Source organism: Janthinobacterium sp. GW821-FHT03C10 (genome assembly GCF_059420865.1).
This window is the reverse complement of record NZ_JBWKUN010000007.1, coordinates 41,849-64,563: the sequence shown is the minus strand read 5'-3', so window position 1 is coordinate 64,563 and position 22,715 is coordinate 41,849. Positions and strand designations below refer to the sequence as shown.

Genomic DNA, 22,715 nt, shown 5'->3' with positions numbered 1-22,715 from the left:
CCGTGACCGCCCCTATTCATATCCTCGTCGTTGACGACATCGCGCAAAACCTGGTCGCCGCCGAAGCCGTGCTGGCACGGCCCGGCATTGTCATCCTGAAAGCCAGCTCGGGCGCGCAAGCGCTGGAATTGCTGTTGACGCATGAAGTGGCACTGGCCCTGATCGACGTGCAAATGCCGCAGATGGATGGTTTCGAGCTGGCCGAGTTGATACGCGGCAGCGAACGCACGCGCAGCATTCCCTTGATTTTTCTCACGGCTGCGTCGCGCGAACCGAGCTACAGTTTCCGCGGCTACGAGGCGGGCGCCGTCGATTTCCTGTACAAGCCCATTGACGTGAAAGCCTTGCAAAGCAAGGTGGCCGTGCTGGTCCAGCTGTACCGGCAAAAACGCGAATTGTCGGCCCAGCTCGACGAGCTCAAGCATGCGCTGCATTTGAACGAACTGTTCACGGCCGTGCTGGGTCACGACTTGCGCACGCCCTTGTCGGTGGTCATGAACGGCGCCATGCTGTTGCCGATGATGAGCGACCACCCGAAGGTGATCGTCACGGCGCAGCGCATCGAAAGCAGCGCCAAGCGCATGGCGCGCATGGTCGACCAGCTGCTGGACCTGGCGCGCATCCGTTCCGGCACGATGGAATTGCGCAGCAGCACGCACGATTACCTGGCGCTGGCGCGCGCCATCGTCGAGGAATTCGAGACGGCCGGCCAGGCGCCGCTGGTCGAGGTCAGCAGCGTGGGCGAGCTGCACGGACAATGCGATGCGGGCTTGCTGTCGCAAGTCATCTCGAATCTGTTGAACAATGCCATCACGCATGGCGAGGCAGGCACGCCGGTGCAGCTTGCCCTCGACGGGCGCGCCGCCGACAGCATTGAGTTGCGCGTCGCTAATCGTGGCGTCATCCCCGCCGCCTTGCTGCCGACCCTGTTCGAACCGTTCCAGCAGGCGGGCGAGAAGCGCAGGACGGGGCAGGGCCTGGGGCTGGGCCTGTACACGGTGAACATGTTCGTCAAGGCCCACGGCGGCACGGTCGAGATCAGTTCGACGGCCGCGCAGGGCACGCTGGCGACGGTGCGCATCCCGCGCCAATGCCAGGTGTGCGTGCAAGCGGGACTGACCACATGAGCGCGCCGGCCTTGCCGCGCGGCGGCGGCAGCATGGGCGAACTGGTGCGCCAGTTCGACTGGTCCGCCACCAGCCTGGGCGCCCTTGATGGCTGGCCCGCCCATCTGCGCACCAGCGTCGACATCGTGCTCAATTCGCCGATGGCGATGGTGCTGATGTGGGGGCCGCAGCACGTCATGATTTACAACGATGACTACATCCAGATCGCCGGGGCGCGCCATCCGGCGGCGCTGGGCGGCACGGTGCCGGCCATCTGGCCCGAAATCTGGGACTGGAACGCGCACATCCTCGAAGCGGGATTGCGCGGCGAGACGCAGGTGCACCGCGAATGCTGTTTGCCGCTGTTGCGCGGCGGACAGCGCACGGACGTCTGTTTCGATCTGTTTTACACGCCCGTGCATGGCGCCGACGGCCAGGTGGACGGCGTGCTGTGCACGGCGCTGGAATTGACGGCGCGCATGGAAGAGGGGCGCCAGCTGAAGCTGGCCACGGCCGAGCTGGGCGAACTCAACACCACCTTGCAGCTGGAGAGCGAGGCCGTGCGCGCGGCCAACCGCCGCCTGGGCGAGGAGCGGGCGCTGCTGCGCGCGCTGTTCCAGCAGGCGCCGAGCTTCATGACCCTGCTGCGCGGGCCGCGGCACGTGTTCGAATTGGCGAACGAGCATTATCTGCGCCTGGTGGGGCACCGCGATCTGCTGGGCAAGACCGTCGAAGAGGCCTTGCCTGAAGTTAAGGCGCAAGGTTTCATCGACTTGCTCGACCAGGTCTACCGCACGGGCGTGCCCTTCGAAGGGCGCCAGGTGAAGGTGGACTTGCAGACGGCGGACGGGCAGACGGGCCAGCGCCAGATCGATTTCGTCTATCAGCCCATCAAGGATGACGAGGGCGCGGTGACGGGCATCCTCGTCGAAGGCATCGATGTGACCGAGCGCATGGAAGGCGAGGAGCGCTTGCGCCTGGCCCAGCAGGCGGGCGGCATCGGCACCTTCGAATGGTTCCCCGAGACGGGCGCGATGGTGGTGTCGCCCACCTTCCGCCGCCTGTGGGGCATTGCCGACGAAGAAGAAGTGACGGAGCGCCTGCTGGTGAGCCTGGTCGATGCGCGCGACCAGCAAAAGGTCGGCCCCAGCAAGCTTGACGTCGCGCCCAATCCCCTCGAATACGTCGAGTACCGCATCCGCCGCCCCGCCGATGGCGCGCTGCGCTGGATCGCGCGCCAGGGCGAGGTGGTGGCCGGCCGCGTGCCGGGCCAGCGCCGCTACGTGGGCGTGTCGTTCGACGTGACGGAGCGGCGCCAGATCGAGGATGAACTCAATGCCAGCCAGGAGCGCATGGCGGCCATTTTCGGCCAGGCCTCCGTGGGCTTGTCGGAACTGGGCCTCGATGGCCGTTTCCAGCGGGTCAACGGCGCCCTGTGCTGCATGCTGGGGCGTTCCGCCGAAGAGCTGCTGAGCCTGAACATGAACGACATCATGCATCCGGCCGACGTGCCAGGCAACAACGTGCTGTTCCGGCGCCTGGTGGAAACGGGCGAGTCGTTCTCGCTGGAAAAGCGCTACCTGAAGCCCGATGGCTCGCAAGTGTGGGTGTCGAGCAATGTCAGCCGCCTGGTCGATGAGCAGGGACAGACGCGTTCCCTGATCGCCGTCAAGACGGACATCACGGACCGGCGCCGCGTGGAAAAAGCGCTGCATGAATTGAACGAAACGCTCGAGCACCGGGTCGAACAGGAAGTGAGCGAGCGCACCAAGGCCGAAGACGCCTTGCGCCAAGCGCAAAAGATGGAAGCCGTGGGCCAGCTGACGGGCGGCATCGCGCACGATTTCAATAACGTGCTGCAAATCATTTCCGGCAATTTGCATTTGCTGCAACACCTGGCGGGCACGGATGGCCTCATGCGCCAGCGCCTGGACACGGCGATTGCCGCCGTCGAGCGGGGCGCCAAGCTGTCGTCGCACCTGCTGGCGTTTGCGCGGCGTCAACCGTTGAAACCCGTGGTGGCCGACCTGGCCCGCGTGGTGCGCAACATGGATGCGCTGCTGCGGCGCGCGCTGGGCGAAGCGATCGACATCGTGCTGGTGGGTGGCGGCGGGCTGTGGAATACCCTGGTCGACCGCAGCCAGATCGAGAACGTCATCCTCAACCTGGCCATCAATGCGCGCGACGCCATGGATGGCGTGGGCAAGCTGACGATCGAGCTGGGCAACGTCGTGCTCGACGAACAGTATGTGCATAACCTGGTCGACGTGCCGGCGGGCCAGTACGTGATGCTGTCGGTGACGGACACGGGCCGCGGCATGAGCGGCGCCGTGCTGCAGCGCGCGTTCGAGCCGTTCTTCACCACCAAGCCGGAAGGCGCGGGCACGGGCCTGGGCTTGTCGATGGCGTATGGCTTTGTCACGCAAAGCCGCGGCCATATCCGCATTTACAGTGAACCTGGCGTGGGCACGGGAGTCAAAATCTATTTGCCCCGTTCCCTGATGGCCGAAGCGGACGAGGAACTGGAATTGAGCGGCGTCGTCACGGGCGGCACGGAAACCGTGCTGGTGGTGGAAGACGATGTGGGCGTGCGCACCACCGTCGTCGATATGCTGGGCGCGCTGGGCTATACGGTGCTCAAGGCCGAGGATGGCGAAAGCGCGCTGGCCGTGCTGCACAGCGGCGCGCAGATCGACTTGCTGTTTACGGACGTGATCATGCCCGGTCCCGTCAGCAGCACGGAGATGGCGCGCCAGGCGCGCGAGTTGCAGCCCGATATCGCCGTCTTGTTTACGTCGGGCTACGCGCAGGATGTCATCGTGCACGAAGGGCGTCTCGACGCGGGCGTGGAATTGCTCAGCAAGCCATACCGGCGCGAAGAGCTGGCGCGCAAGCTGCGCCATGTGCTGGCCAACCGCCAGCAGCAAATGCGCGCGCGCCAGTTTGAACGGTCCGGCGCGCCCGTGGCCGGCACACTGGCGACAGGCAGCCTGGCGGCCGGCGTGCGGGGAGGCGGCACGCCGGGGCTGGACTTGACGGGCCATGCGCCGGAACCGCAGGGGGACATGCCGACATCGATGAAGATACTCGTGGTGGAAGACAACCTCGATTCGCAGCTGATGGTGTGCGAACTGGTGGGCATGCTGGGCCATACGGTCAGCGGCGTGTCCGATGGCGAGGCGGCGTGGAAATTGCTCAACGAGCAAGACTTCGATATCCTGTTTACGGATGTCAGCCTGCCCGGCATGTCCGGCATCGCGCTGGCGCGCATGGTGCTGCGCGATAAACCGGGCATGCGCATCATCTTTTCCACCGGCTATGGCAAGGAATCGATGGATGAGCTGGGCTTTTCCGCCAGCGTCCTGCGCAAGCCCTATGATTTGATGGAGTTGCAAGCGGCACTCGACCAACCCTGACGGGCGCGCGCCGCTTCGGCCAGCCCGTCTCACCTGCAGAGGTAAGGCATGACCCCTGAACTGACGATGCTGGCCTGTACCCTGGTGCTGGCGCTGGTGCAAATCCTGCTGCCCGCGCTGTTCCGCACGCGCGAAACGGGCACGGCCTATAACGTGAGCGCGCGCGACGGCGACGGGCCGCCCGTGGGCAAGATCACGGGCCGTTTGCAGCGTGCCCAGGCGAACCTGTTCGAAACCCTGCCCCTGTTTGCCGCCGCCGTGCTGATCGCCCACGTGACGGCGCAGGAAAGCGCGTTGACCCTGTACGGCGCGGCCCTGTACCTGGCCGCCCGGGTGCTGTATCTGCCCCTGTACGCGTTCGGCGTGCCTGTCGTGCGCACGCTCGTGTGGTGCGTGTCGATTGCCGGGCTGCTGATGCTGTTCTGGGCCATCCTGTTCGCTTCCTGAATTCCTACGCCAGCTGTGGTGCCCGTCCTATGGCGGTGCGCCAGGCCCGGCCGTAAAGTGGCGGCAAGCTGGCAATTGGCGCCGGCATGTCAAGGACCGGACGACGATGGCGATTACTACCTCTGCAGTGAAAGATACGGACCGCGCCCGCCAGCGCAAGATCCAGCGCCTGCTGCGCGCCGTGTTTGGCGTGGCGCGGCTGCGCGCGGGCCAGCAGGACGTCATCGACAGCGTGCTGGCCGGGCGCGACACCCTGGCCATCATGCCCACCGGCAGCGGCAAGTCGCTGTGCTACCAGCTGCCCGCCGCGCTGTTGCCCGGCGCCACCCTGGTGGTGTCGCCGCTGATTTCGCTGATGAAAGACCAGCTGGAAAAGCTGCACGCACTGGGTATCACGGCCGTACAGCTCAACAGCAGCCTGTCGCGCGCGGACGAGGACGCCGCCATCGCCCGCATCGCCGAGGGCGGCAGGATCATCATCTTTTGCACGCCGGAACGCCTCGCCAATGCCGCCTTCCTGTCTCTGCTGGCCGGCGCGCCGCCCAGCCTGGTCGTCATCGATGAAGCCCATTGCATTTCCCAGTGGGGCCACGACTTCCGTCCCGCCTACCTGGAAATCGCGGCCGCCCTGCGCGCGTTGGGCCGCCCGCCCGTGCTGGCCTTGACGGCCACGGCCACCGGGGAAGTGGTGGCCGATATCGATACGCAGCTGGAAGCGCGCAAGCTGAACGTCATCAATACCGGCATCTACCGCGCCAATTTGCGCTACCGCGTGATCCAGGTCACGAATGCCGGAGAAAAACAGGATGCAGTCCTGCGCCTGCTGCGCGAAACGCCGGGCGTGGGCATCGTGTACGCGGCCACCGTCAAGGCCGTCGAAGACCTGGCGGCGCGGCTGGAAGCGTTGGGCGAGAGCGTCACCTGCTACCACGGCAAGCTGGCGGCGCGCGAGCGCAAGCACAACCAGGACTTGTTCATGGGCGGCGAGCGCCGCATCATGGTGGCCACCAACGCGTTTGGCATGGGCATCGACAAGCCCGACACGCGCTTCGTCATCCACTTGCAGGTGCCGGCCAACCTGGAAGCGTATTACCAGGAATCGGGCCGGGCGGGGCGCGACGGCTTGCCCGCCGACTGCACCTTGCTGTACTTCCAGGAAGACAAGCGGGTGCAGCAGTTTTTCCTGGCGAAGCATTACCCGATGGCGGAAGAACTGGCCGCCATCGTGGCGGCAGCGCAAGAATTGCCGGCCACCTTCACTTTTGCCTCGCTGGCAGCAGGCTTGCCCGAGTTTTCCGACGGCCACCTGAAGGTGTGCCTGAAACTGTTGAAAGATGGCAAGCTGCTGCGCCAGGACCGCAAGCTGGGCTACGGTCTGAAAGCGCCCTCGGCCAGCTCGCCCGCGTATGCGCAGCTGGCGCAGATCTATGTCGACAAGCAGGAGCGCGACAAGCAGGCGCTCGAGCAGATGGTGGCGTATGCGCAAAGCGGCTTGTGCCGCTGGAAACTGCTGCTCGATTACTTTGGCGACGCCGGCGATTTCGAGCGTTGCTGCACCTGCGACAATTGCCAGTCGCCGCCCGCGCTGGCCATGCCCATTTCCCTGGACGAGCTTCCGCCAGCACCCGCCGAGCCGCCGGCGCCGCAGATCGCCGTCGGCAGCCGCGTGCGCGTGCCCCGTTACCAGATCGGCACCGTGCTGTCGGTGGCGGGCGACCAGGTCACGATCGCCTTTCCGGAAAACACCACGCGCACCTTCATGGCCGAGTTTGTCGCTCCGGCGTGAACCCAGTGTGCGCTGTCTGACAGATGATCTGGCGCAAGAGCGCTAGAATCAGCCCATTCCAACGCGTGTTAACGTAGGAGCAGGGCATGGCGGACATGGTGGTGGTGCGCAAGGAAGGCTTGTACTGTGTGCCGGGTCAGTTCTACATCGACCCGTGGCGCCCCGTCGAGCGCGCCATCATCACGCATGCGCACGCCGACCATGCGCGCGTCGGGCACCGGCATTATCTGTGCGCCGCTCCCGGCGAGCAAGTGCTGCGCGCCCGCCTGGGCCCCGTGTCCGTCCAGGGCCTCGCGTATGGCGACACCATCGAACACCACGGCGTGCAGGTCTCGCTGCATCCGGCCGGCCACGTGCTCGGCTCGGCCCAGGTGCGCATGGCGCACGGCGGCGAAGTGTGGGTGGCATCCGGCGACTACAAGCTGCAGCCCGACCCCACCTGCGCGCCATTCGACCCCGTGCGCTGCGACACCTTCATCACGGAATCGACTTTCGGCTTGCCCATCTACCGCTGGCAGGCGCCGCAGGAAATCTACGACGACATCAACCAGTGGTGGCGCAGGAATGCGGCCGAAGGGCGCACCAGCGTGCTGTTCTGCTATGCCTTCGGCAAGGCGCAGCGCATCCTGGCGGGCCTCGACGCCAGCATCGGCCCCATCGTCTGCCATGGCGCGGCGCAGGCATTGACGCAGGTCTACCGCGAGTCGGGCGTGGCCTTGCCCGCCACCGTGATGGTGGGCGAGGTGACGGACAAGGCCGCATTGAAAACGGCGCTGGTGATCGCGCCCCCGTCGGCCGCCGGCTCGCCGTGGATGAAGCGCTTCGGCGACTACAGCGATGCGTTCGCCAGCGGCTGGATGCTGCTGCGCGGCGCGCGCCGGCGGCGCGGTGTGGACCGGGGTTTCGTGCTGTCCGATCATGCCGACTGGCCCGGCCTGATGCAAGCGATCACGGCCACGCAGGCCGAGCGCATCATCGTCACCCACGGCTCGATCCCCGTGATGGTGCGCTGGCTGCGGCAGAACGGCTGGCAGGCGGGCGGCTTCGAGACGGAATACGGCGACGACGAGGCCGATGACGGTGCGCCTGGTGCGGCCACGGCGGCGGGGGACGTCAGCCATGCGTGACTTTGCCCGGCTGTACGCGGAACTCGACGAGACGACCTCCACCAGCCGCAAGCTGGCGGCGCTGCAAGCCTATTTTCGCGGCGCCTCGCCCGAGAACGCGGCCTGGGCCGTGTATTTCCTGGCCGGCGGCAAGCCGCGCCAGGCCGTGCCCACCAAATTGCTGCGCGAGTACGCGACCGAACGGGCGGGCCTTGATGCCTGGCTGTTCGACGAGGCCTATCACGCCGTGGGCGACCTGGCCGAAACCATCGCCCTGATCCTGCCCGCGCCCGCAAAACGCAGCGACGTCGGCCTGGCCGAGTGGGTCGAGCAGCGCATCGCACCGTTGCGCGGCGCGGCGCCCGACGCCATCCGCGCCGCCCTGCTGGCGTACTGGGACGAGCTGGAAACGCGCGAACGCTTTCTGTTGATCAAGCTGATCGGCGGCGGCTTTCGCGTGGGCGTGTCGAAACTGCTGGTGACGCGCGCGCTGGCGTCCATCGCCGCCGTCGACAGCAAGCTGATCGCCCAGCGCCTGATGGGCTGGACCGATGGCAAGGTCAGCCCCACGGGCGCGGGATTCTTGAAACTGATCGCCGCGCAGTCGGAGGGCGAACATGCGCTGCGCGGCGGCCAGCCGTATCCGTTTTTCCTCGCGCACCCCTTGCAGGCGGCGCCGGAAACCTTGGGCGACGTCGGCGGCTGGCTGGCCGAGTGGAAATACGACGGCATGCGCGCCCAGCTGCTGCGCCGCGATGGCGTGAACTGGCTGTGGTCGCGCGGCGAGGAATTGATCACGGGGCGCTTTCCCGAACTGGCGCAGCTGGCCTTGCCCGAGGGTACCGTGCTCGATGGCGAAATCCTCATCTGGCAGCCGGGCGACGTGCCGGCGCCATTTGCCGATTTGCAACAGCGCATGGGCCGCAAGACGGTCTCGCCCAAGTTGCTGGCCGAGCTGCCCGCCGTGCTGGTGGCCTACGATGTGCTGGAACTCGATGGCGTGGACGTGCGCCAGCTGCCCCAGCTGGAACGGCGCGCGCTGCTGGAAAGCGTGGTGGCCGGCGTGCGCTCTCCCGCGCTGCGCCTGTCGCCCCGTGTCGAAGCGGCTGGCTGGGAGACATTGGCCGCCATCCGCGAGGAATCGCGCGCGCGCGGCGTGGAAGGCCTGATGCTCAAGGCCGTGTCGGCCGCATATGGCGTGGGCCGCACGAAAGACGTGGGCACGTGGTGGAAGTGGAAGATCGATCCGTATGTCATCGACGCCGTGCTGATCTACGCCCAGGCGGGCCACGGCCGGCGCGCGTCGCTGTACACGGACTACACGTTCGCCGTGTGGGATGAAGTGGAGGAGGGCGAGCGGGGGGAGCGCAAGCTGGTGCCGTTCGCCAAGGCGTATTCGGGCTTGACGGATGCGGAGATCGCGCAGGTCGACGCGGCCATCCGCAAGACGACGATAGAAAAATTCGGCCCCGTGCGCAGCGTGCAGCCGACGATGGTGTTCGAGATCGGCTTCGAGGGCATCGCCGCGTCCAGCCGCCACAAGGCAGGCATCGCCGTGCGCTTTCCCCGCATCCTGCGTCGCCGACAAGACAAGACAGTCGCCGACGCCGATACCCTGGCCACCCTGAAGGCCATGCTGGCGGGCGCCGCATGAGCAGGCGATGAGCACGCTGGCGCAGCGCATCGATGCGTGGTTCGCGGGGCGCGGCTGGACGGTGTTTCCCTTCCAGCGCGCCGTCTGGCGGGCTGGCGCGCAGGGCCAGTCCCTCCTGCTGCATGCGAGCACGGGGTCCGGCAAGACGTATGCCGTCTGGTTCGGCGCCTTGCTGCGCGCCGAGCGGCTACAACGCAAGGGCAGGAAGCAGGGCTTGCGCGTGCTGTGGATCACGCCCATGCGGGCGCTGGCGGCCGACACCGTGCGCGCGCTGCAGGCGTCCGGCGAAACGCTGGCGCCCGGTTGGCGCGTCGAGGCGCGCACGGGAGATACCAGCGCCGCGCAGCGGGCGCGGCAGGCGAAAGCCTGGCCCGAGGTGCTCGTCACGACGCCGGAAAGCCTGTCCCTGATGCTGAGCCAGGCGGACGCGCAGGAACGCTTCAGCCTGCTGGAAACGGTGATCGTCGACGAGTGGCATGAATTGATGGGCAGCAAGCGCGGCGTGCAGGTGCAGCTGGCGCTGGCCCGGCTGCGCCGCTGGAATGCAACCTTGATGACGTGGGGCTTGTCGGCCACCCTGGGCAATCTGCGGCAGGCGCAGGACGTCTTGCTGGGAGAACAAAACGATGGCGTGCTGGTCGAAGGCAAAATCAAAAAGCGCATCCTCGTCGACAGCCTGATTCCCGTGAACCCCACGCGCTTTCCCTGGGGCGGGCATCTGGGCATCCAGATGCTGCAGCCGCTGATCGCCGAGATCGAGGGCAGCGCCACCACCCTGGTGTTCACCAATACGCGTTCGCAGGCCGAGCTGTGGTACCAGCACCTGCTCGATGCGCGGCCCGACTGGGCGGGCCTGATCGCCCTGCACCACGGTTCGCTGGACCGCGCAGTGCGCGAGTGGGTCGAGCAGCACCTGAAGACGGGCGAGCTGAAAGCCGTCGTGTGCACGTCCAGCCTGGACCTGGGCGTCGATTTCCTGCCCGTCGAACGGGTGCTGCAGGTGGGCAGCGCGAAAGGCATCGCGCGCCTGGTGCAGCGGGCCGGGCGCAGCGGCCACGCGCCGGGGCGCATTTCGCGCGTCACCCTGGTGCCCACCAACAGCCTGGAATTGCTGGAAGCGGCGGCCGCCCGCGCCGCCCTGGCGCAGGGCCACCTGGAAGCGCGGCCCGTGCCGGACAAGCCGCTCGACGTGCTGGTGCAGCACCTGGTGACGATCGCGCTGGGCGGCGGCTTCGATTCGCCGGCGCTGTACGCGGAAGTGCGCGCGGCCTGGTCGTATCGCCACCTGACGTCCGACGAGTGGCAATGGGCGCTCGACTTCGTCGCGCGCGGCGGGCAAAGCCTCACCGTGTACCCGGAATACCGCAGAGTGCTGCCGGACGATGCAGGCGTCTACCGCGTGCCGGACGTGGCGCTGGCGCGGCGCCACCGCATGAGCATCGGCACCATCGTCTCGGAAGCGGCGATCCAGGTCAAGTTCCTCGGCGGGGGGCGGATCGGCAGCATCGAGGAATCGTTCATCGCGCGCCTGAAGCAGGGCGACCATTTTCTGTTTGGCGGGCGCATCCTGGAATTCGTGCGCGTGCACGAGATGACGGCCTACGTGCGGCGCGCTACGGGCAGCCGGGGCGCCGTGCCGCGCTGGCAGGGCGGCAAGATGCCGCTGTCGTCGGAACTGGCGCACGCCGTGCTGGACCAGTTGCAGCTGGCGCAGGAGGGCAAGGCCAGCGGGCCGGAAATGCGCGCGCTGGCGCCCCTGCTGGCCATCCAGCGGAAATGGTCGAGCCTGCCCACGCGCGCCAGTCTCTTGCTGGAAACCTTGTCCAGCCGCGAAGGCCATCACCTGTTCGTGTATCCGTTCGCGGGCCGCTCCGTGCACCTGGGTCTGGCATCCCTGCTGGCCTACCGCATCGCGCGCGTGCAGCCGGCCACCTTGTCGATCGCCGTCAACGATTACGGCTTTGAATTGCTGGGCGCGGACGATATCGATTTCGCCCCGCTGTTGACGGCCGCCAGCGGCGCCGATCTTCCCCTGTTCAGCACGGACAAGCTGCTGGAAGACGTGCTGGCCAGCCTGAACGCGACGGAACTGTCGCAGCGGCGTTTCCGCGAAATCGCCCGCATTGCCGGCCTCGTCTTCCAAGGTTATCCGGGCCAGCCGAAAAGCGCGCGTCAGCTGCAGGCGTCGTCCTCGCTGTTTTTCGAGGTGTTCCGCAAGCACGACGCGGCCAATTTGCTGCTCACGCAGGCGCAGCGCGAAGTGCTGGAGCAGGAACTGGAACTGACGCGCCTGCGCGCCACCTTGCGCGAGCTGCATGGACGCAGCCTCTGTCTGCAAGCGCTGGAGCGCGCCTCGCCATTTGCCTTCGGCCTGATGGTCGAGCGCTTCCGCGAACAGCTGACGACGGAAAAACTGTCGGACCGGGTGGCGCGGCTGGTGCTGGCGCTGGAAAAGGCGGCCGCATGAACGGGGCGCGGCAAGCGCATTGCGCGGTGGAACTGGCCGGCGAGCTGGTCTGGCTGCTGGCGCACAAGGCCGTGTACTGGCCGGCGCGCAGGATGCTGATCATTGCCGACATCCATTTCGGCAAGGCGGCTGCGTTCCGCGCGCTGGGCGTGCCCGTGCCGCGCGGCACCACCACGCAAAACCTGCTGGCGCTCGACGCCTTGCTGGCCAGCTACGCCTGCGAGGAAATCGTCTTTCTCGGCGATTTTCTGCATGCGCGCGCCGCCCATGCGGCCGCCACGGTGGCGGCCATGCTGGCCTGGCGCATGCGCCATCCCGACGTGCGCCTGACGGTGGTGCGCGGCAACCACGACGCGCATGCGGGCGATCCGGCCGCCGCGCTGGGCATCCGCATGGTCGATGAACCGCACCAGGTGGGCAAGCTGTCGTTCTGCCATCACCCGGACACCGTGGCGCCCGGCTATATGCTGGCGGGCCACGTGCATCCCGTGTTTCACTTGCGCGCAGAGCGTGGAGGCCTGCGCCTGCCGTGTTTCCTGCTGGGCGGGCAGCGCGCCATCCTGCCCTCGTTTGGGGCCTTTACGGGCGGCCATGCGGTGCGGCCAGGCGCTGGCGAGCGCGTCTACGTGACGGCGGACGCGGCGATTTTTCCGCTGCCCGCTAACTGCTGAGTGTCTGGTACTTTTGGTGGAAAACTGAAAGTAACTGCGCCACCGTGAGCGGGACTCATCCTACATGCGCTCTTGCCATCCTCCTATTTCTTGTGCCCCATGCGCGCACTAAGATGACGGTTCCCTTGCCATGCGAGGGGGAAGAATTGCATGGTTTGCACTGTTTCGATTCTATCGATCAAGGAGATCATCATGGCCACATCGAGCGACAATAAACAGCAAGGTAGTAAAACCAGTAGCGGCAGCAGCAGTGGCGGCAGCGGCGGCAGCAAGCAAAGCGATACCAGCAAACGGGGTTTCGCTTCCATGGACCCGGCCCAGCAGCGCGAAATCGCCAGCGAAGGCGGACGTGCCGCGCATGAAAAGGGCACGGCGCATGAGTTCACGTCGGAAGAGGCGCGCCGCGCAGGCAGCCAAAGCCACAAGAATGATGCCAACCGGCAAAGCGCCGCCAGCACCAGCGGCTCGCGCGACAATGCCAGCATGAACCAGGAGGGCAACCGCGACAGTGGCAACAAGCAAAGCGGCGGTTCCGGTTCCAGCTCCGGGTCGCGCAACAAGTAGCTGAGTAGCAAGCCGCAAGTCGCCCTGGCCAGCGGGAAGCAGGCACGCCGCTGGCCAGGGCCACGCCATGCTTATTCGGCTACCGCCAGCTACCGCCGGCCAGCGCAAAATTTTGATGCAATGCAGCAGGCATGGACTATGATGAAATAGCTGCGCCGGCCACGGCCCACGCGCAGTCAACGCAGTCAAATCGCACTCACGCACTCACGATCAGGGAGAAGAATGATGGGCAACTCCACCACGCCGCAAGCCGGCAACAGCCAGGGCGGCACGCCGTCCACGGCGGGCAGCAAGCAAAGTACGGCCGAGTCGGGCGAGAACTTTGTGCTGGTCGATAGCGAGCAGGGGCTCGATATCGGCGACGATCTGTTTTCCATCGGCGAAGTGCGGCGCGCCGACCGCCTGCCCCATCACCAGTCCGGCTCCGCCGGGCAGAGCCGGCAGAGCGCCGAAGATGCGCCCGACACCACGGGCAGTACGGGCGTCTGAGCTGGCCGCCTAACTTTCTTCACTCCCGGACCACCCGCGCTGGGCCAGCTGCAAGACGTGTTCGCGCACGTCGGCTGGCCATGCCTGCACGCACGCCAGGAACGCTGGCTGCTTGCCGGCGAACAGGGCGCGGCTGGCTTCCTCGAAGCCGGGTGCATCGCCGGCCAGCGCACTCATGACTTTATACGCCGCTTCGCGCGCCTGGCGCTGTTCATCGTGCGCCTTGTTGCCGCGCTGCGCCTGCTCCACCAGCTTGCGCAAGGCCACGGAAGCGCCGCCCGGCTGCGTCGCCAGCCATTCCCAGTGACGGGGCAGCAAGGTGATTTCGCGCGCCACGACGCCCAGCTTCGGCCGGCCTGCCGTGCGTATGGCCGGGGGCGCGTCGTCGTCCTGGGAGGGCGGTAGGCGAGGCAGGCGCTGCAGCACCTCAGCCAGGCTGCCGTGCAGGTTCAGGTCGACCTGGCTGCCGCTGGCATCGTCGAAGATCAGGATCTGCGCATCGGGATCGCGCGTCACCAGTTCCTTCAGTGTTTGCGCCACGGCATGCAATGTGCCGGCGGCCACTTTGTGTGGGCCGGCAAATGCCGTCAGTTGAATGGGGGCGTGCATGGCTTGCTCCAGTGAGTCCGTATGCGGCAAATTTTACCCGGGTAAAATGAAAAGTCAATATCACCCGGGTAAAATAGGGCAAGACTGCTACAGGTCGACCCGGCCGTGTTCGCCCATGTCTTTCGGCGGCTCGCCCGTGATGGCGGCCTTGGCCATTTCATAGAATTGCATCATCTTGCTGGCGCTGCTATCCCAATACTCGGCCGACTGGATCGTCACCTTGATCAGCGACAGCTTCGGATCGTCGAGTCCGCCCGGGAACCAGGCTTTCACCAGCGGGCTCCACAATTCCTCCGCCTTGGCGCGGTCCTTCAGCAGCTGCGCGTGGCCGCAGACGGATACATACAGGCTGTCGCCCGTGTCGACAAAGCTGACGTTGACTTGCGGATTGTTCAGCAAGTCGCGCGTATAGTTGGCCTCGTCGGAAACAAAGAACCAGATCTGCCCCTCGCTGTCGACCTGCTGCTGCGTCAACGGCCGGCTGGTGAGGGTGCGCATGTCGTCGCTGGTGGTCAGCATGCCGAATTTGACGTCCTTGATCCTGGCCGCGATGCTGGCCAGTTGTTCGCTGGAATACGATTGCATGGGTGCTCCCTTATTGGTTGTCCTGAACAACCAGCATAGGTGCTTGCTGCATGCGGCTCTGTACGGCAGCTTACGTAGCAGGGGAGCTTTGTTTCAACGCTGTTACAAAACGCTGGCCTAGCAGTGCCTCCCATGTATTGACTTAATAAATGATAATCATTATCATTTGTTTGAAAATATCAGCAGGCACTTGGATTGAAGGATGGGAATGAAGCACACTGACTTGTCGCGCCACCTGGCTCGCCTCTCGCCGGGAGCGGGCCATGAGTAATGCGGGCGCCGCCGACAAGGCCAGGAACAATGCCAGCCGCGCCGTGTGGCTGAAGAATCTGCATCAATGGCACTGGATCAGCTCGGCACTTTGTTTGCTGGGCATGTTTTTGTTCGCCATCACGGGCATTACCCTGAACCACGCCAGCCAGATCGAGTCGAAACCGTCGATCACGCGCCAGCAGGCGACCCTGCCGGCCCCTTTGCTCACGGAACTGGCCGCCTATGCCGCCCAGCATGATGGCGCCAACGCGCCCATGCCGGCCGCCGCCGAAGCGTGGTTGAAAAAGCAATGGTCGCTCAACGCGGGCGGGCGTGCCGCCGAATGGAGCGCCGACGAAGTCTACCTGCCGTTGCCCAAGGCAGGCGGCGACGCCTGGGTGCGCATCGGCCTGCAAGACGGCGCCGCCGAATACGAATTGACGGACCGGGGCTGGGTGTCCTGGCTCAACGACGTGCACAAGGGCCGCAACACGGGCGTGGCCTGGAACTGGTTCATCGACATCTTTGCCGGCGCCTGCATCGTGTTTTGCCTGACGGGTCTATTGATTTTGAAGTTCCACGCGGCCAACCGGCCATTTACGTGGCCGATGGTTGGCCTCGGTATCTTGATACCCTGCGCGATCGCCTTGCTGTTTATTCACTGATCGTTTTTACCTTTTCTTTTTTACAGGCACACCATGAAATTACGCTACTCCCTGGCGCTTGGCCTTCCCCTGATCGGCACTTCGGCGATGGCGGCCGACCTGGCCCTGAAGCTTGAAATCCCGCAATTGAACGTGGCGGAATACCACCGTCCCTACGTGGCGGCATGGCTGGAAACGGCCGATCAAAAGGTCGTCGGCAACCTGGCCGTGCTGTATGACGTGAAAAAGAAGGACAAGGCCGGCGAAAAATGGCTGAAGGACATGCGCCAATGGTGGCGCAAGAGCGGCCGCGACCTGGCCATGCCGGTGGACGGCGTCAGCGGCGCCACGCGCGCCCCGGGCGAACATACCTTGACCTTCCCCGGCGCCAAGGCCTTGCTCGACAAGCTGCCGGCCGGCGAATACCAGGTCGTCGTGGAAGCGGCGCGCGAAGCGGGCGGACGCGAACTGGTGCGCGTGCCGTTCCAGTGGCCGCTGAAATCGGCCCAGTCCGTGCCTGCCAAAGGCAAGGAAGAACTCGGTAATGTCGTCGTCCAACTCAAGCCATAAGGCGCACATCATGTTCAATCGCTACAACAAATCCCTGATCGCCCTGGCCCTGGCCGGCCTGGCCATGAACGCCCACGCCCACCGCGGCTGGATGGTGCCGTCGAGCACGATGGTGGAAAGCAAGGACGCCTGGGTGACGGTGGACGCCGCCGTCTCCGATGGCCTGTTCGAGATCGACCACCAGCCGTTGCGCCTGGACGCGCTGCAAGTGACCGGTCCGGATGGCGCGAAAGTGGCGCCCGCGAACACCGTCACGGGCCGGCTGCGCAGCGTCTTCGACGTCAAGATGGAAAAGCCTGGCACGTACAAGGCTGCCATCGTGTCGCAGAACGTCATGGCCAGCTACAAGCTCAACGGCGAGCAAAAGCGTTTCCGCGGCAACGAAGAGACGTTCAAGAAGGACGTGCCGGCCGACGCGCAAGAGTTGAAAGTCACGCGCACGGCCAGCCGTCTGGAAACCTTCTTCAGCAATGGCGAAACCAGCACGGAAGTATTCAAGCCGACGGGCGTGGGCCTGGAATTCGTGCCGGTGACCCATCCGAACGACTTGCGCGCGGGCGAAAAAGCCACGTGGCGCTTCCTGGTCGACGGCAAGCCGGCGGCGAACCAGGCCTTCAGCCTGGTGCCGGGCGGCGTGCGCTACCGTGGCGTGCTGGGGGAAATCCGCCAGAGCACCGATGCCAAGGGCGAGATCACGTTCACCGTGCCGGCGGCCGGCATGTATTACCTGAGCAGCACCTGGCCGGCGGCCGCCCCTGCCGTGGCCGGCCAGCCGCCAGCCATGCCCGAGCGCCGCATGACGTACGCGGCCACCGTGGAAGTGCTGCCGCAGTAAGCGGCGGCATCGTCACGAGAGCGCCGATGCGCCGGGTCCTGCTGCCGCAGCATATTTCCGATCAGACCGCGCCGCCCGGCGCCGCGATCCGGGACTTGCGCGGCCTGTCCATGGGCACCAGCTGGTCGGTGCGCCTGCTCGAGTCCGCCATGCCGGGACGCGCCGGCAGCGCCGATTTGCAGCAGGGCTTGCAGCAACAGCTGGACCTGGTCGTGGCGCAAATGAGCCACTGGAGCGAGGCGTCCGACCTGGGCCGCTTCAACCGGGCCGAGCCCGGCAGCTGGCACAGCCTGCCCGCCGCCTTTTGCGAGGTGCTGGGCTTTGCCATGCATGTGTCGCAGGCGTCCGGCGGCGCGTACGACCCGTGCGCGGGCGCCCTTGTCAACCTGTGGGGCTTTGGCCCCCGCAATCGCTACGATGAGCCCGGCTTCCTGCCGCCGAAGGATGACACGGTGGCCCTGCTGCTGTCGCAGCGCCAGCGCCGCCGCCTGGAGCTGGACTTGCCGGCCCGCCGCGTCCGCCAGCCTGGCGGCTTGCAGCTCGATCTATCGGCCATCGCCAAGGGTTATGGCGTGGACCGCCTGGCGCGCTATCTGGACAGCCAGGGCATCGGCCATTACCTGGTCGAAGTGGGCGGCGAGCTGCGCGGCGCCGGCAGCAAGCCCGACGGCCAGCCGTGGTGGGTCATGCTGGAACAGGTCGATGGCGCCGCCGATGGTGCCGATAATGCGCAGCATCCGCCGGAAATGCTGCTGGCGCTGCACGGCTTGTCCGTCGCCACGTCGGGCGACTACCGGCGTTTCTTCCAGGATGGCACAGCGCGCTTTTCCCATACGATCGATCCGCGCAGCGGCATGCCGATCGCCAATCAACTCGCTTCCGTCACCGTCGTGCACGAGCAATGCATGGCGGCCGATGCCTGGTCGACGGCCCTGACCGTGCTCGGTGTCGAGGCCGGCATGGCGCTGGCCGAAGAGCAGGGCCTGGCCGCGCGCTTCCTGCAACGCGACGGCGCTGGCTTTCACGAAACGCTGAGCAGCCACATGCTGGCCATGCTCGACGAATGAACGATTAATTCCATGATTTTTACGCACGATACGACGCGGCTGGCCCTGCTGGCCGCCCTGTCCCTCAGTTATGCGGGCGTGTGCCTGGCGCCCTGGCTGCGCGCGCGCGCCAGGCGCCGCGCGTCGGACGCCGCCAAGGCGGCGCTGGCCAACAGTCCCGCCTGGCTGGTGGCGTATGCGAGCCAGACGGGCAATGCGGAAGAGCTGGCCACGCAAACGGCGCAGAGCCTGCAACTGGCCGGCATCCCCGTGCGCCTGTGCGCGCTGGCCGAACTCACGGCCGTCGATCTGCAACAAGCGGAACGGGCCCTGTTCCTGGTCAGCACCTATGGCGAAGGCGACGCGCCCGACAATGCGGCCGCCTTCATGGGCCGCCTGATGACGGGCGAGCTGGCGCTGCCGCAGTTGCATTACGCGGTGCTGGCCCTGGGCGACCGCAGCTATGGCCAGTTCTGCGGCTTCGGCCGCGCGCTCGATGCCTGGCTGGCGGGGCAGGGCGCGTCGCGCCTGTTCGAACGCATCGAAGTGGACCGCAGCGCGAATGCCGCCATCGAACAGTGGTTCCAGCATCTGAGCCACCTGGCCGGCACCAGCGACGCGCCCGACTGGAGCGCCCCCGCCTTCGGCGACTGGCGCCTGACGCACAGGCAGCTGCTCAACCCGGGCAGCGCGGGCGGCGCCATCTATCACGTGGAACTGGCGCCCGTGGCCGGCAGCTTGCCCGACTGGCAGTCGGGCGACCTGGTGCAGGTGACGGCGCCCGCCGATCCATCCCAGCCGCGCGAATATTCGATCGCATCGATCCCGCGCGATGGCGGCGTGCACTTGCTGGTGCGCCAGCATGAGCATCCCGACGGCAGCCTGGGCCTGGCCTCGGGCTGGCTCACGGCGCAGGCCAAGGTGGGCGACGTGGTGCAGCTGCGTTTGCGCCAGCATAAACGCTTCCGCCTGGAAGACAATGCCCAGCGGCCATTGATTTTGATCGGCAACGGCAGCGGCATCGCCGGCTTGCGCGGCCACCTGAAGAGCCGCGTGCTGGCAGGGCAGCGGCGCAACTGGCTGATCTTTGGCGAGCGCAATGCGGCCCACGATTTTCATTACCGCGAAGAGATTGAAGGCTGGCATGCCAGCGGCGACTTGCCGCGCCTGGACCTGGCGTTTTCGCGCGACCAGGCCGAGCGCACCTACGTGCAGGACCGCCTGCGCGGCAATGCCGATGAAGTCAAATTGTGGCTGGAGCAGGGCGCGGCCATCTATATTTGCGGCAGCCTGGCCGGCATGGCGGGCGGCGTCGACCAGGCCCTTCAGGAGATACTGGGCCGGCCCGCGCTCGACGCGCTGGCGGCCGAAGGGCGCTACCGGCGCGACGTGTATTAAAGAAAGAATTGTTTAGGGCTGGGGCACGGCCAGCGGCGCCGCTTCCATCTCGCCGCTCACTTCCTGCAAGCCGCGCGCCAGGCTGGAGATGCTGGGGTTGTCAATGAAGACGCAGCGCTTGCCCGTGCGCTTGCAATAATCCTTCACGCGCCAGTAGGCGCTGTGGCTGATGCAGCCCGTCTGGCATATCACCAGGTCGGCGGCCGCCAGGCTCGAGTCGAGCAGGTTGGCATTGTCTTCCAGGCCGCCGTCGTGGTGGGCGAACTGCGCGCCCACGCGCTCGATCAGGGCGCGGTAGGTGGCGACGTTGCCGCTGCGCCCGCCCACGCACAAGACGCTTTGATCGACGAGGCGGATCGGCATTTTCAGCTTGCCGCCCGTCGGCACTTCCAGCTTCGGCGCCGGTGGCGGCACGGCGGCGGCCGGGCGCGGCTGGGCCTGTTTCAATTCGGCGATTTGCTGGCGCAATTCCTTTTCGCGCTCATCCATTTGCGCCAGGCGTTCGACCAGGCGCGTGCGCGATTCCAGCGCGGGAATCGCGGCCTGTAATTGCGCCAGCTCAAAGCGCAAGCCGTCGATCACGCTATCCTTGCCGATCGATTCGGCACGCGTGCGCAGCAGCACGGCTTCCTGGCGTTCCAGCTCGCCCGTCTTTTCCATCAGCGCGGCCTGGCTGCGTTGTTGCAGCTTGGCCAGTTCCTGCATCAGGCGCGTGTTTTCTTCCTGCAAGGCCGTAAATTTGCCCATGTCGGCGCGCACGCAGGCGCCGGCCTGGTGCTGGATCATGTGCAAGTCGCGGCACATCTGCTCTTCCAGCTCGGCGTCGCAGCGCGGGTGGGTCAGGCCGGCCCAGAAGGCGCCCGACACGTCGCCGTTGGCGACGGCCGTGCGCCACAGTTGCGCTACCTGTTCCGTGGTCTTGGCGCCGCGAAAGCGCAGGATCACGGGGGCGTAGCGACGTTCGAGTTCCTTTTGCAGCGCCTCGGACAGGCGGTTGCGCGCGCCGCATTCCGTCACGGCGCCCACGTGCACTTCGTAGTCGTCGGCCAGCACGCGCCCGCCCGTCATCTTGCCCACCAGCTTGCGCAGATAGCCCAAGGGCAAGCCCACGCCGACCAGCGGACAATGGCAGGTATGCGACAGTTCCCACAGCCGGCGGCGGCGAGAAGCGAGCGCGGCCGTTTCCGTGCCGGCGTGGGCGCAATTGCTGATGACGGGCAGGGACTGGTCTTTGTCACACATGGCGGTATCCTGTTGGGCGGTGGGGCGGCAGTTGAAGATAAATCGAAATTATTGCGGCAGGGGCGAGGCAGGCGGCCTGGCGCGCAGCATGCGCGCCAGGCGCTCGAGCAAGGTGGCCTTCGGCGGCGCGGGGCGGTGCAGCGCCACCAGGGCGGCCCATTGCTGCGACAGTTGCTGGCAAGTAGCTTGCAGCACGGGGCCCAGGCCGGGCGAATTCGATAGCACATGCAGATGGCGTTCGATGACACCGGCCAGTTTCTCGCAGGGACTGCCCGCATGGTAGTGCGACATCAGGTGCAGCACGGCCGACAGCAGCAATTCAGGCTGTTGGCCTTGCGGGGAGGGAAACATCGGGGAAGGTCGGTCGTTCGCCATCAAACACTCCTGTGCGGTGGTTTGGCTGGCTGCGCGCACGGGGCGCGACTGGCTGGCGAGTGTGGTGACTGGCTGCCGTGCTGCTTCAGGCAGTCAGGATCAGCTTGTTCAATTGGGTGACGCGCAGGCGATAGATCTTGCCGCTGTGCTCAATTTCCACTTCGCGGCCCTGCTGCAGCAGCGCTTCGCTGGTGATGCGGCGCGCCGGCTGGGCCATGCTGACGGGAGGACGGACGTGGGCAGTAGCGGCATCCTGGATCAAGGCTGGTTTTGAGCTTTGCATGTTGGGCTTTCTTTATCTCAGTTGAGAATGATTCGTATTTGCATTATTGTTGAATGTGGCCCGAAAAGCAAGGCTTATTTGTGCGGAATCCGCGCTTTTTTGCGATGGGATGGCAGCGTCGAGGATGGCGCTGCACAAAGGCGGCCGCGGGCGCGGCGCGGCAGCAAAAAAGACCCGGCCAAGGCGGTGCGCGCCTCGGCCGGGTCAAGCCTGTGCCAAGCTGGAAGAAATCGGGCGTACTTAGATGGTGGCCAGCAATTGCGCCGAGGCGGTGGCGGCCGCGGTGCTGTCGGCCTTGAGCTTGGCGGCGGCCAGTTGCTTGGCGCGCGAGCGCGAAGGCGGCAGGCGGCGCAGGGTTTTCAGGGCGTCCGGATCCTTGATGCCGATGGTGCGCTGGTCAACCGTGATCAGGCCGATTTCATTGAAGGCGGACAAGGTGCGGCTGACCGTTTCCAGGGTCAGGCCCAGGTAGCTGCCGATTTCATGGCGCGTCATGCGCAGATTGAACAGCTTGCTCGAGTAGCCCATCTGCGCGAAGCGGTCGGCCAGCGAGACGAGGAAGCGCGCCACGCGGGCTTCGGCGCTGAGGGCGCCCAGCATGCCGATCATCGCCTGTTCGCGCACCAGTTCGCGGCTCATCACGCCGTACATGACGTTTTCCAGTTCCAGGTGGACACGTCCCAGCGCCGTCAGCTTCTTGAACGGCAGCAGGATCAGGTCGCAGTCGGACAGGGCTACCGCTTCCGAGGAGTAATGGCGCGAGTGGATGCCGTCCACGCCCAGCATGTCGCCCTTCATGGGAAAGCTGAGTACCTGTTCATTGCCGAATTCGTCGATGAGCACGGTTTTCAGGAAGCCCGAATTGACGATGTACAGGGTGTCGAACGGCTGGCCGATGGTGTGCACGCGCTGGCCCGTCTTGAATTGCACGTGCTGGAACAGCAGTTCGTCGGCGGCGATGGTGCAGGCGCTGGAGATATGCAGCAGATCGCACACCTCCTTCAGGTTCGACCATAGCCGCCCCTGGCGCTGGCGCCCGGCTTCCATCGGAGAGGAGGGGGCCAGCGATGGGGCGGCGGCGCGGGTTTCAGGCGTTTGCGTGGACAGCATGTTCATCTCCTGGTGACAGGTAGTTCAGAGTTGAATAACAGGGTGCGCAGGACGGCGGGC

General features: G+C 66.0%; 21 protein-coding genes. 15 read left to right on the top strand and 6 right to left on the bottom strand.

Features of this window, described 5'->3' with window-relative positions; translation table 11 throughout:
* The first annotated feature begins 2 nt into the window (after nt 1-2).
* The 10 genes from AC07VH_RS22340 (at nt 3) to AC07VH_RS22295 (ending at nt 13,706) form a co-directional block, all read left to right on the top strand.
* Nucleotides 3-1,127, top strand: a complete 1,125-nt coding sequence (locus tag AC07VH_RS22340; RefSeq protein WP_494788999.1) for a hybrid sensor histidine kinase/response regulator — start codon at nt 3-5, stop codon at nt 1,125-1,127.
* Nucleotides 1,124-4,522 (top strand): hybrid sensor histidine kinase/response regulator, encoded by a 3,399-nt coding sequence (locus AC07VH_RS22335; protein ID WP_494788998.1) that lies wholly within the window; start codon nt 1,124-1,126, stop codon nt 4,520-4,522. Before AC07VH_RS22340 ends, AC07VH_RS22335 begins: the two co-directional genes overlap by 4 nt.
* A gap of 48 nt (nt 4,523-4,570) precedes the next feature.
* Entirely contained in the window at nt 4,571-4,969 is a 399-nt protein-coding gene (locus tag AC07VH_RS22330; RefSeq protein WP_326457217.1) for an MAPEG family protein, read from the top strand.
* 106 nt (nt 4,970-5,075) lie between these two features.
* Nucleotides 5,076-6,755: a RecQ family ATP-dependent DNA helicase gene (locus tag AC07VH_RS22325; protein ID WP_494788997.1), complete on the top strand. Its 1,680-nt coding sequence runs from the start codon at nt 5,076-5,078 to the stop codon at nt 6,753-6,755.
* 86 nt (nt 6,756-6,841) lie between these two features.
* Nucleotides 6,842-7,882 carry a ligase-associated DNA damage response exonuclease gene (locus tag AC07VH_RS22320; protein WP_494788996.1) on the top strand — a complete coding sequence of 347 codons (1,041 nt, stop codon included), beginning with the start codon at nt 6,842-6,844 and terminating at the stop codon, nt 7,880-7,882.
* Nucleotides 7,875-9,515: an ATP-dependent DNA ligase gene (locus AC07VH_RS22315; RefSeq protein WP_494788995.1), complete on the top strand. Its 1,641-nt coding sequence runs from the start codon at nt 7,875-7,877 to the stop codon at nt 9,513-9,515. Before AC07VH_RS22320 ends, AC07VH_RS22315 begins: the two co-directional genes overlap by 8 nt.
* A 7-nt stretch (nt 9,516-9,522) precedes the next feature.
* On the top strand, nt 9,523-11,982 hold the full coding sequence (locus tag AC07VH_RS22310) for a ligase-associated DNA damage response DEXH box helicase (protein ID WP_494788994.1): 2,460 nt from the start codon (nt 9,523-9,525) through the stop codon (nt 11,980-11,982).
* On the top strand, nt 11,979-12,653 hold the full coding sequence (pdeM, locus tag AC07VH_RS22305; RefSeq protein WP_494788993.1) for a ligase-associated DNA damage response endonuclease PdeM: 675 nt from the start codon (nt 11,979-11,981) through the stop codon (nt 12,651-12,653). The genes AC07VH_RS22310 and pdeM overlap by 4 nt, the downstream gene beginning before the upstream one ends.
* Before the next feature lie 192 nt (nt 12,654-12,845).
* Nucleotides 12,846-13,217, top strand: coding sequence for a KGG domain-containing protein (locus AC07VH_RS22300; RefSeq protein WP_494788992.1), 372 nt, complete (start codon nt 12,846-12,848; stop codon nt 13,215-13,217).
* A 222-nt stretch (nt 13,218-13,439) separates the two neighbouring features.
* Entirely contained in the window at nt 13,440-13,706 is a 267-nt protein-coding gene (locus AC07VH_RS22295) for a hypothetical protein (RefSeq protein ID WP_494788991.1), read from the top strand.
* A gap of 9 nt (nt 13,707-13,715) precedes the next feature.
* Here the strand turns inward: AC07VH_RS22295 and AC07VH_RS22290 are convergent, their stop codons facing one another.
* Nucleotides 13,716-14,315 (bottom strand): DUF2239 family protein, encoded by a 600-nt coding sequence (locus tag AC07VH_RS22290; RefSeq protein ID WP_475415593.1) that lies wholly within the window; start codon nt 14,313-14,315, stop codon nt 13,716-13,718.
* Between the two features lie 87 nt (nt 14,316-14,402).
* Nucleotides 14,403-14,900, bottom strand: a complete 498-nt coding sequence (locus tag AC07VH_RS22285; protein ID WP_494788990.1) for a pyridoxamine 5'-phosphate oxidase family protein — start codon at nt 14,898-14,900, stop codon at nt 14,403-14,405.
* Between the two features lie 218 nt (nt 14,901-15,118).
* On the opposite strand from AC07VH_RS22285, the gene AC07VH_RS22280 reads away from it, so the two are divergent.
* From AC07VH_RS22280 to AC07VH_RS22260, 5 genes are read left to right on the top strand one after another with little or no spacing between them, the layout of a single operon-like run.
* A complete protein-coding gene (locus AC07VH_RS22280) occupies nt 15,119-15,817 on the top strand; it encodes a PepSY-associated TM helix domain-containing protein (RefSeq protein ID WP_494789065.1) in 699 nt (232 codons plus the stop codon).
* A gap of 33 nt (nt 15,818-15,850) precedes the next feature.
* Nucleotides 15,851-16,366 carry a DUF2271 domain-containing protein gene (locus AC07VH_RS22275; RefSeq protein WP_475415591.1) on the top strand — a complete coding sequence of 172 codons (516 nt, stop codon included), beginning with the start codon at nt 15,851-15,853 and terminating at the stop codon, nt 16,364-16,366.
* A 10-nt stretch (nt 16,367-16,376) separates the two neighbouring features.
* On the top strand, nt 16,377-17,201 hold the full coding sequence (locus AC07VH_RS22270) for a DUF4198 domain-containing protein (RefSeq protein WP_494788989.1): 825 nt from the start codon (nt 16,377-16,379) through the stop codon (nt 17,199-17,201).
* A gap of 26 nt (nt 17,202-17,227) precedes the next feature.
* Nucleotides 17,228-18,268, top strand: a complete 1,041-nt coding sequence (locus AC07VH_RS22265; RefSeq protein ID WP_494788988.1) for an FAD:protein FMN transferase — start codon at nt 17,228-17,230, stop codon at nt 18,266-18,268.
* 12 nt (nt 18,269-18,280) lie between these two features.
* On the top strand, nt 18,281-19,645 hold the full coding sequence (locus AC07VH_RS22260) for a sulfite reductase subunit alpha (protein WP_494788987.1): 1,365 nt from the start codon (nt 18,281-18,283) through the stop codon (nt 19,643-19,645).
* Nucleotides 19,646-19,657: 12 nt separating this feature from the next.
* On the opposite strand, the gene AC07VH_RS22255 is transcribed toward AC07VH_RS22260, so the two are convergent.
* The 4 genes from AC07VH_RS22255 to AC07VH_RS22240 all read right to left on the bottom strand — a co-directional run bounded on the left by AC07VH_RS22255 (nt 19,658) and on the right by AC07VH_RS22240 (nt 22,592).
* Complete coding sequence (locus AC07VH_RS22255) at nt 19,658-20,887, bottom strand: DUF2325 domain-containing protein (RefSeq protein ID WP_489630173.1); 1,230 nt, start codon at nt 20,885-20,887, stop codon at nt 19,658-19,660.
* 48 nt (nt 20,888-20,935) lie between these two features.
* Nucleotides 20,936-21,262: a hypothetical protein gene (locus AC07VH_RS22250; RefSeq protein WP_494788986.1), complete on the bottom strand. Its 327-nt coding sequence runs from the start codon at nt 21,260-21,262 to the stop codon at nt 20,936-20,938.
* An 85-nt stretch (nt 21,263-21,347) separates the two neighbouring features.
* Nucleotides 21,348-21,545 carry a hemin uptake protein HemP gene (hemP, locus tag AC07VH_RS22245; protein WP_034750559.1) on the bottom strand — a complete coding sequence of 66 codons (198 nt, stop codon included), beginning with the start codon at nt 21,543-21,545 and terminating at the stop codon, nt 21,348-21,350.
* Between the two features lie 240 nt (nt 21,546-21,785).
* Nucleotides 21,786-22,592: a Crp/Fnr family transcriptional regulator gene (locus AC07VH_RS22240; RefSeq protein ID WP_475415638.1), complete on the bottom strand. Its 807-nt coding sequence runs from the start codon at nt 22,590-22,592 to the stop codon at nt 21,786-21,788.
* Nucleotides 22,593-22,715: the final 123 nt, after the last annotated feature.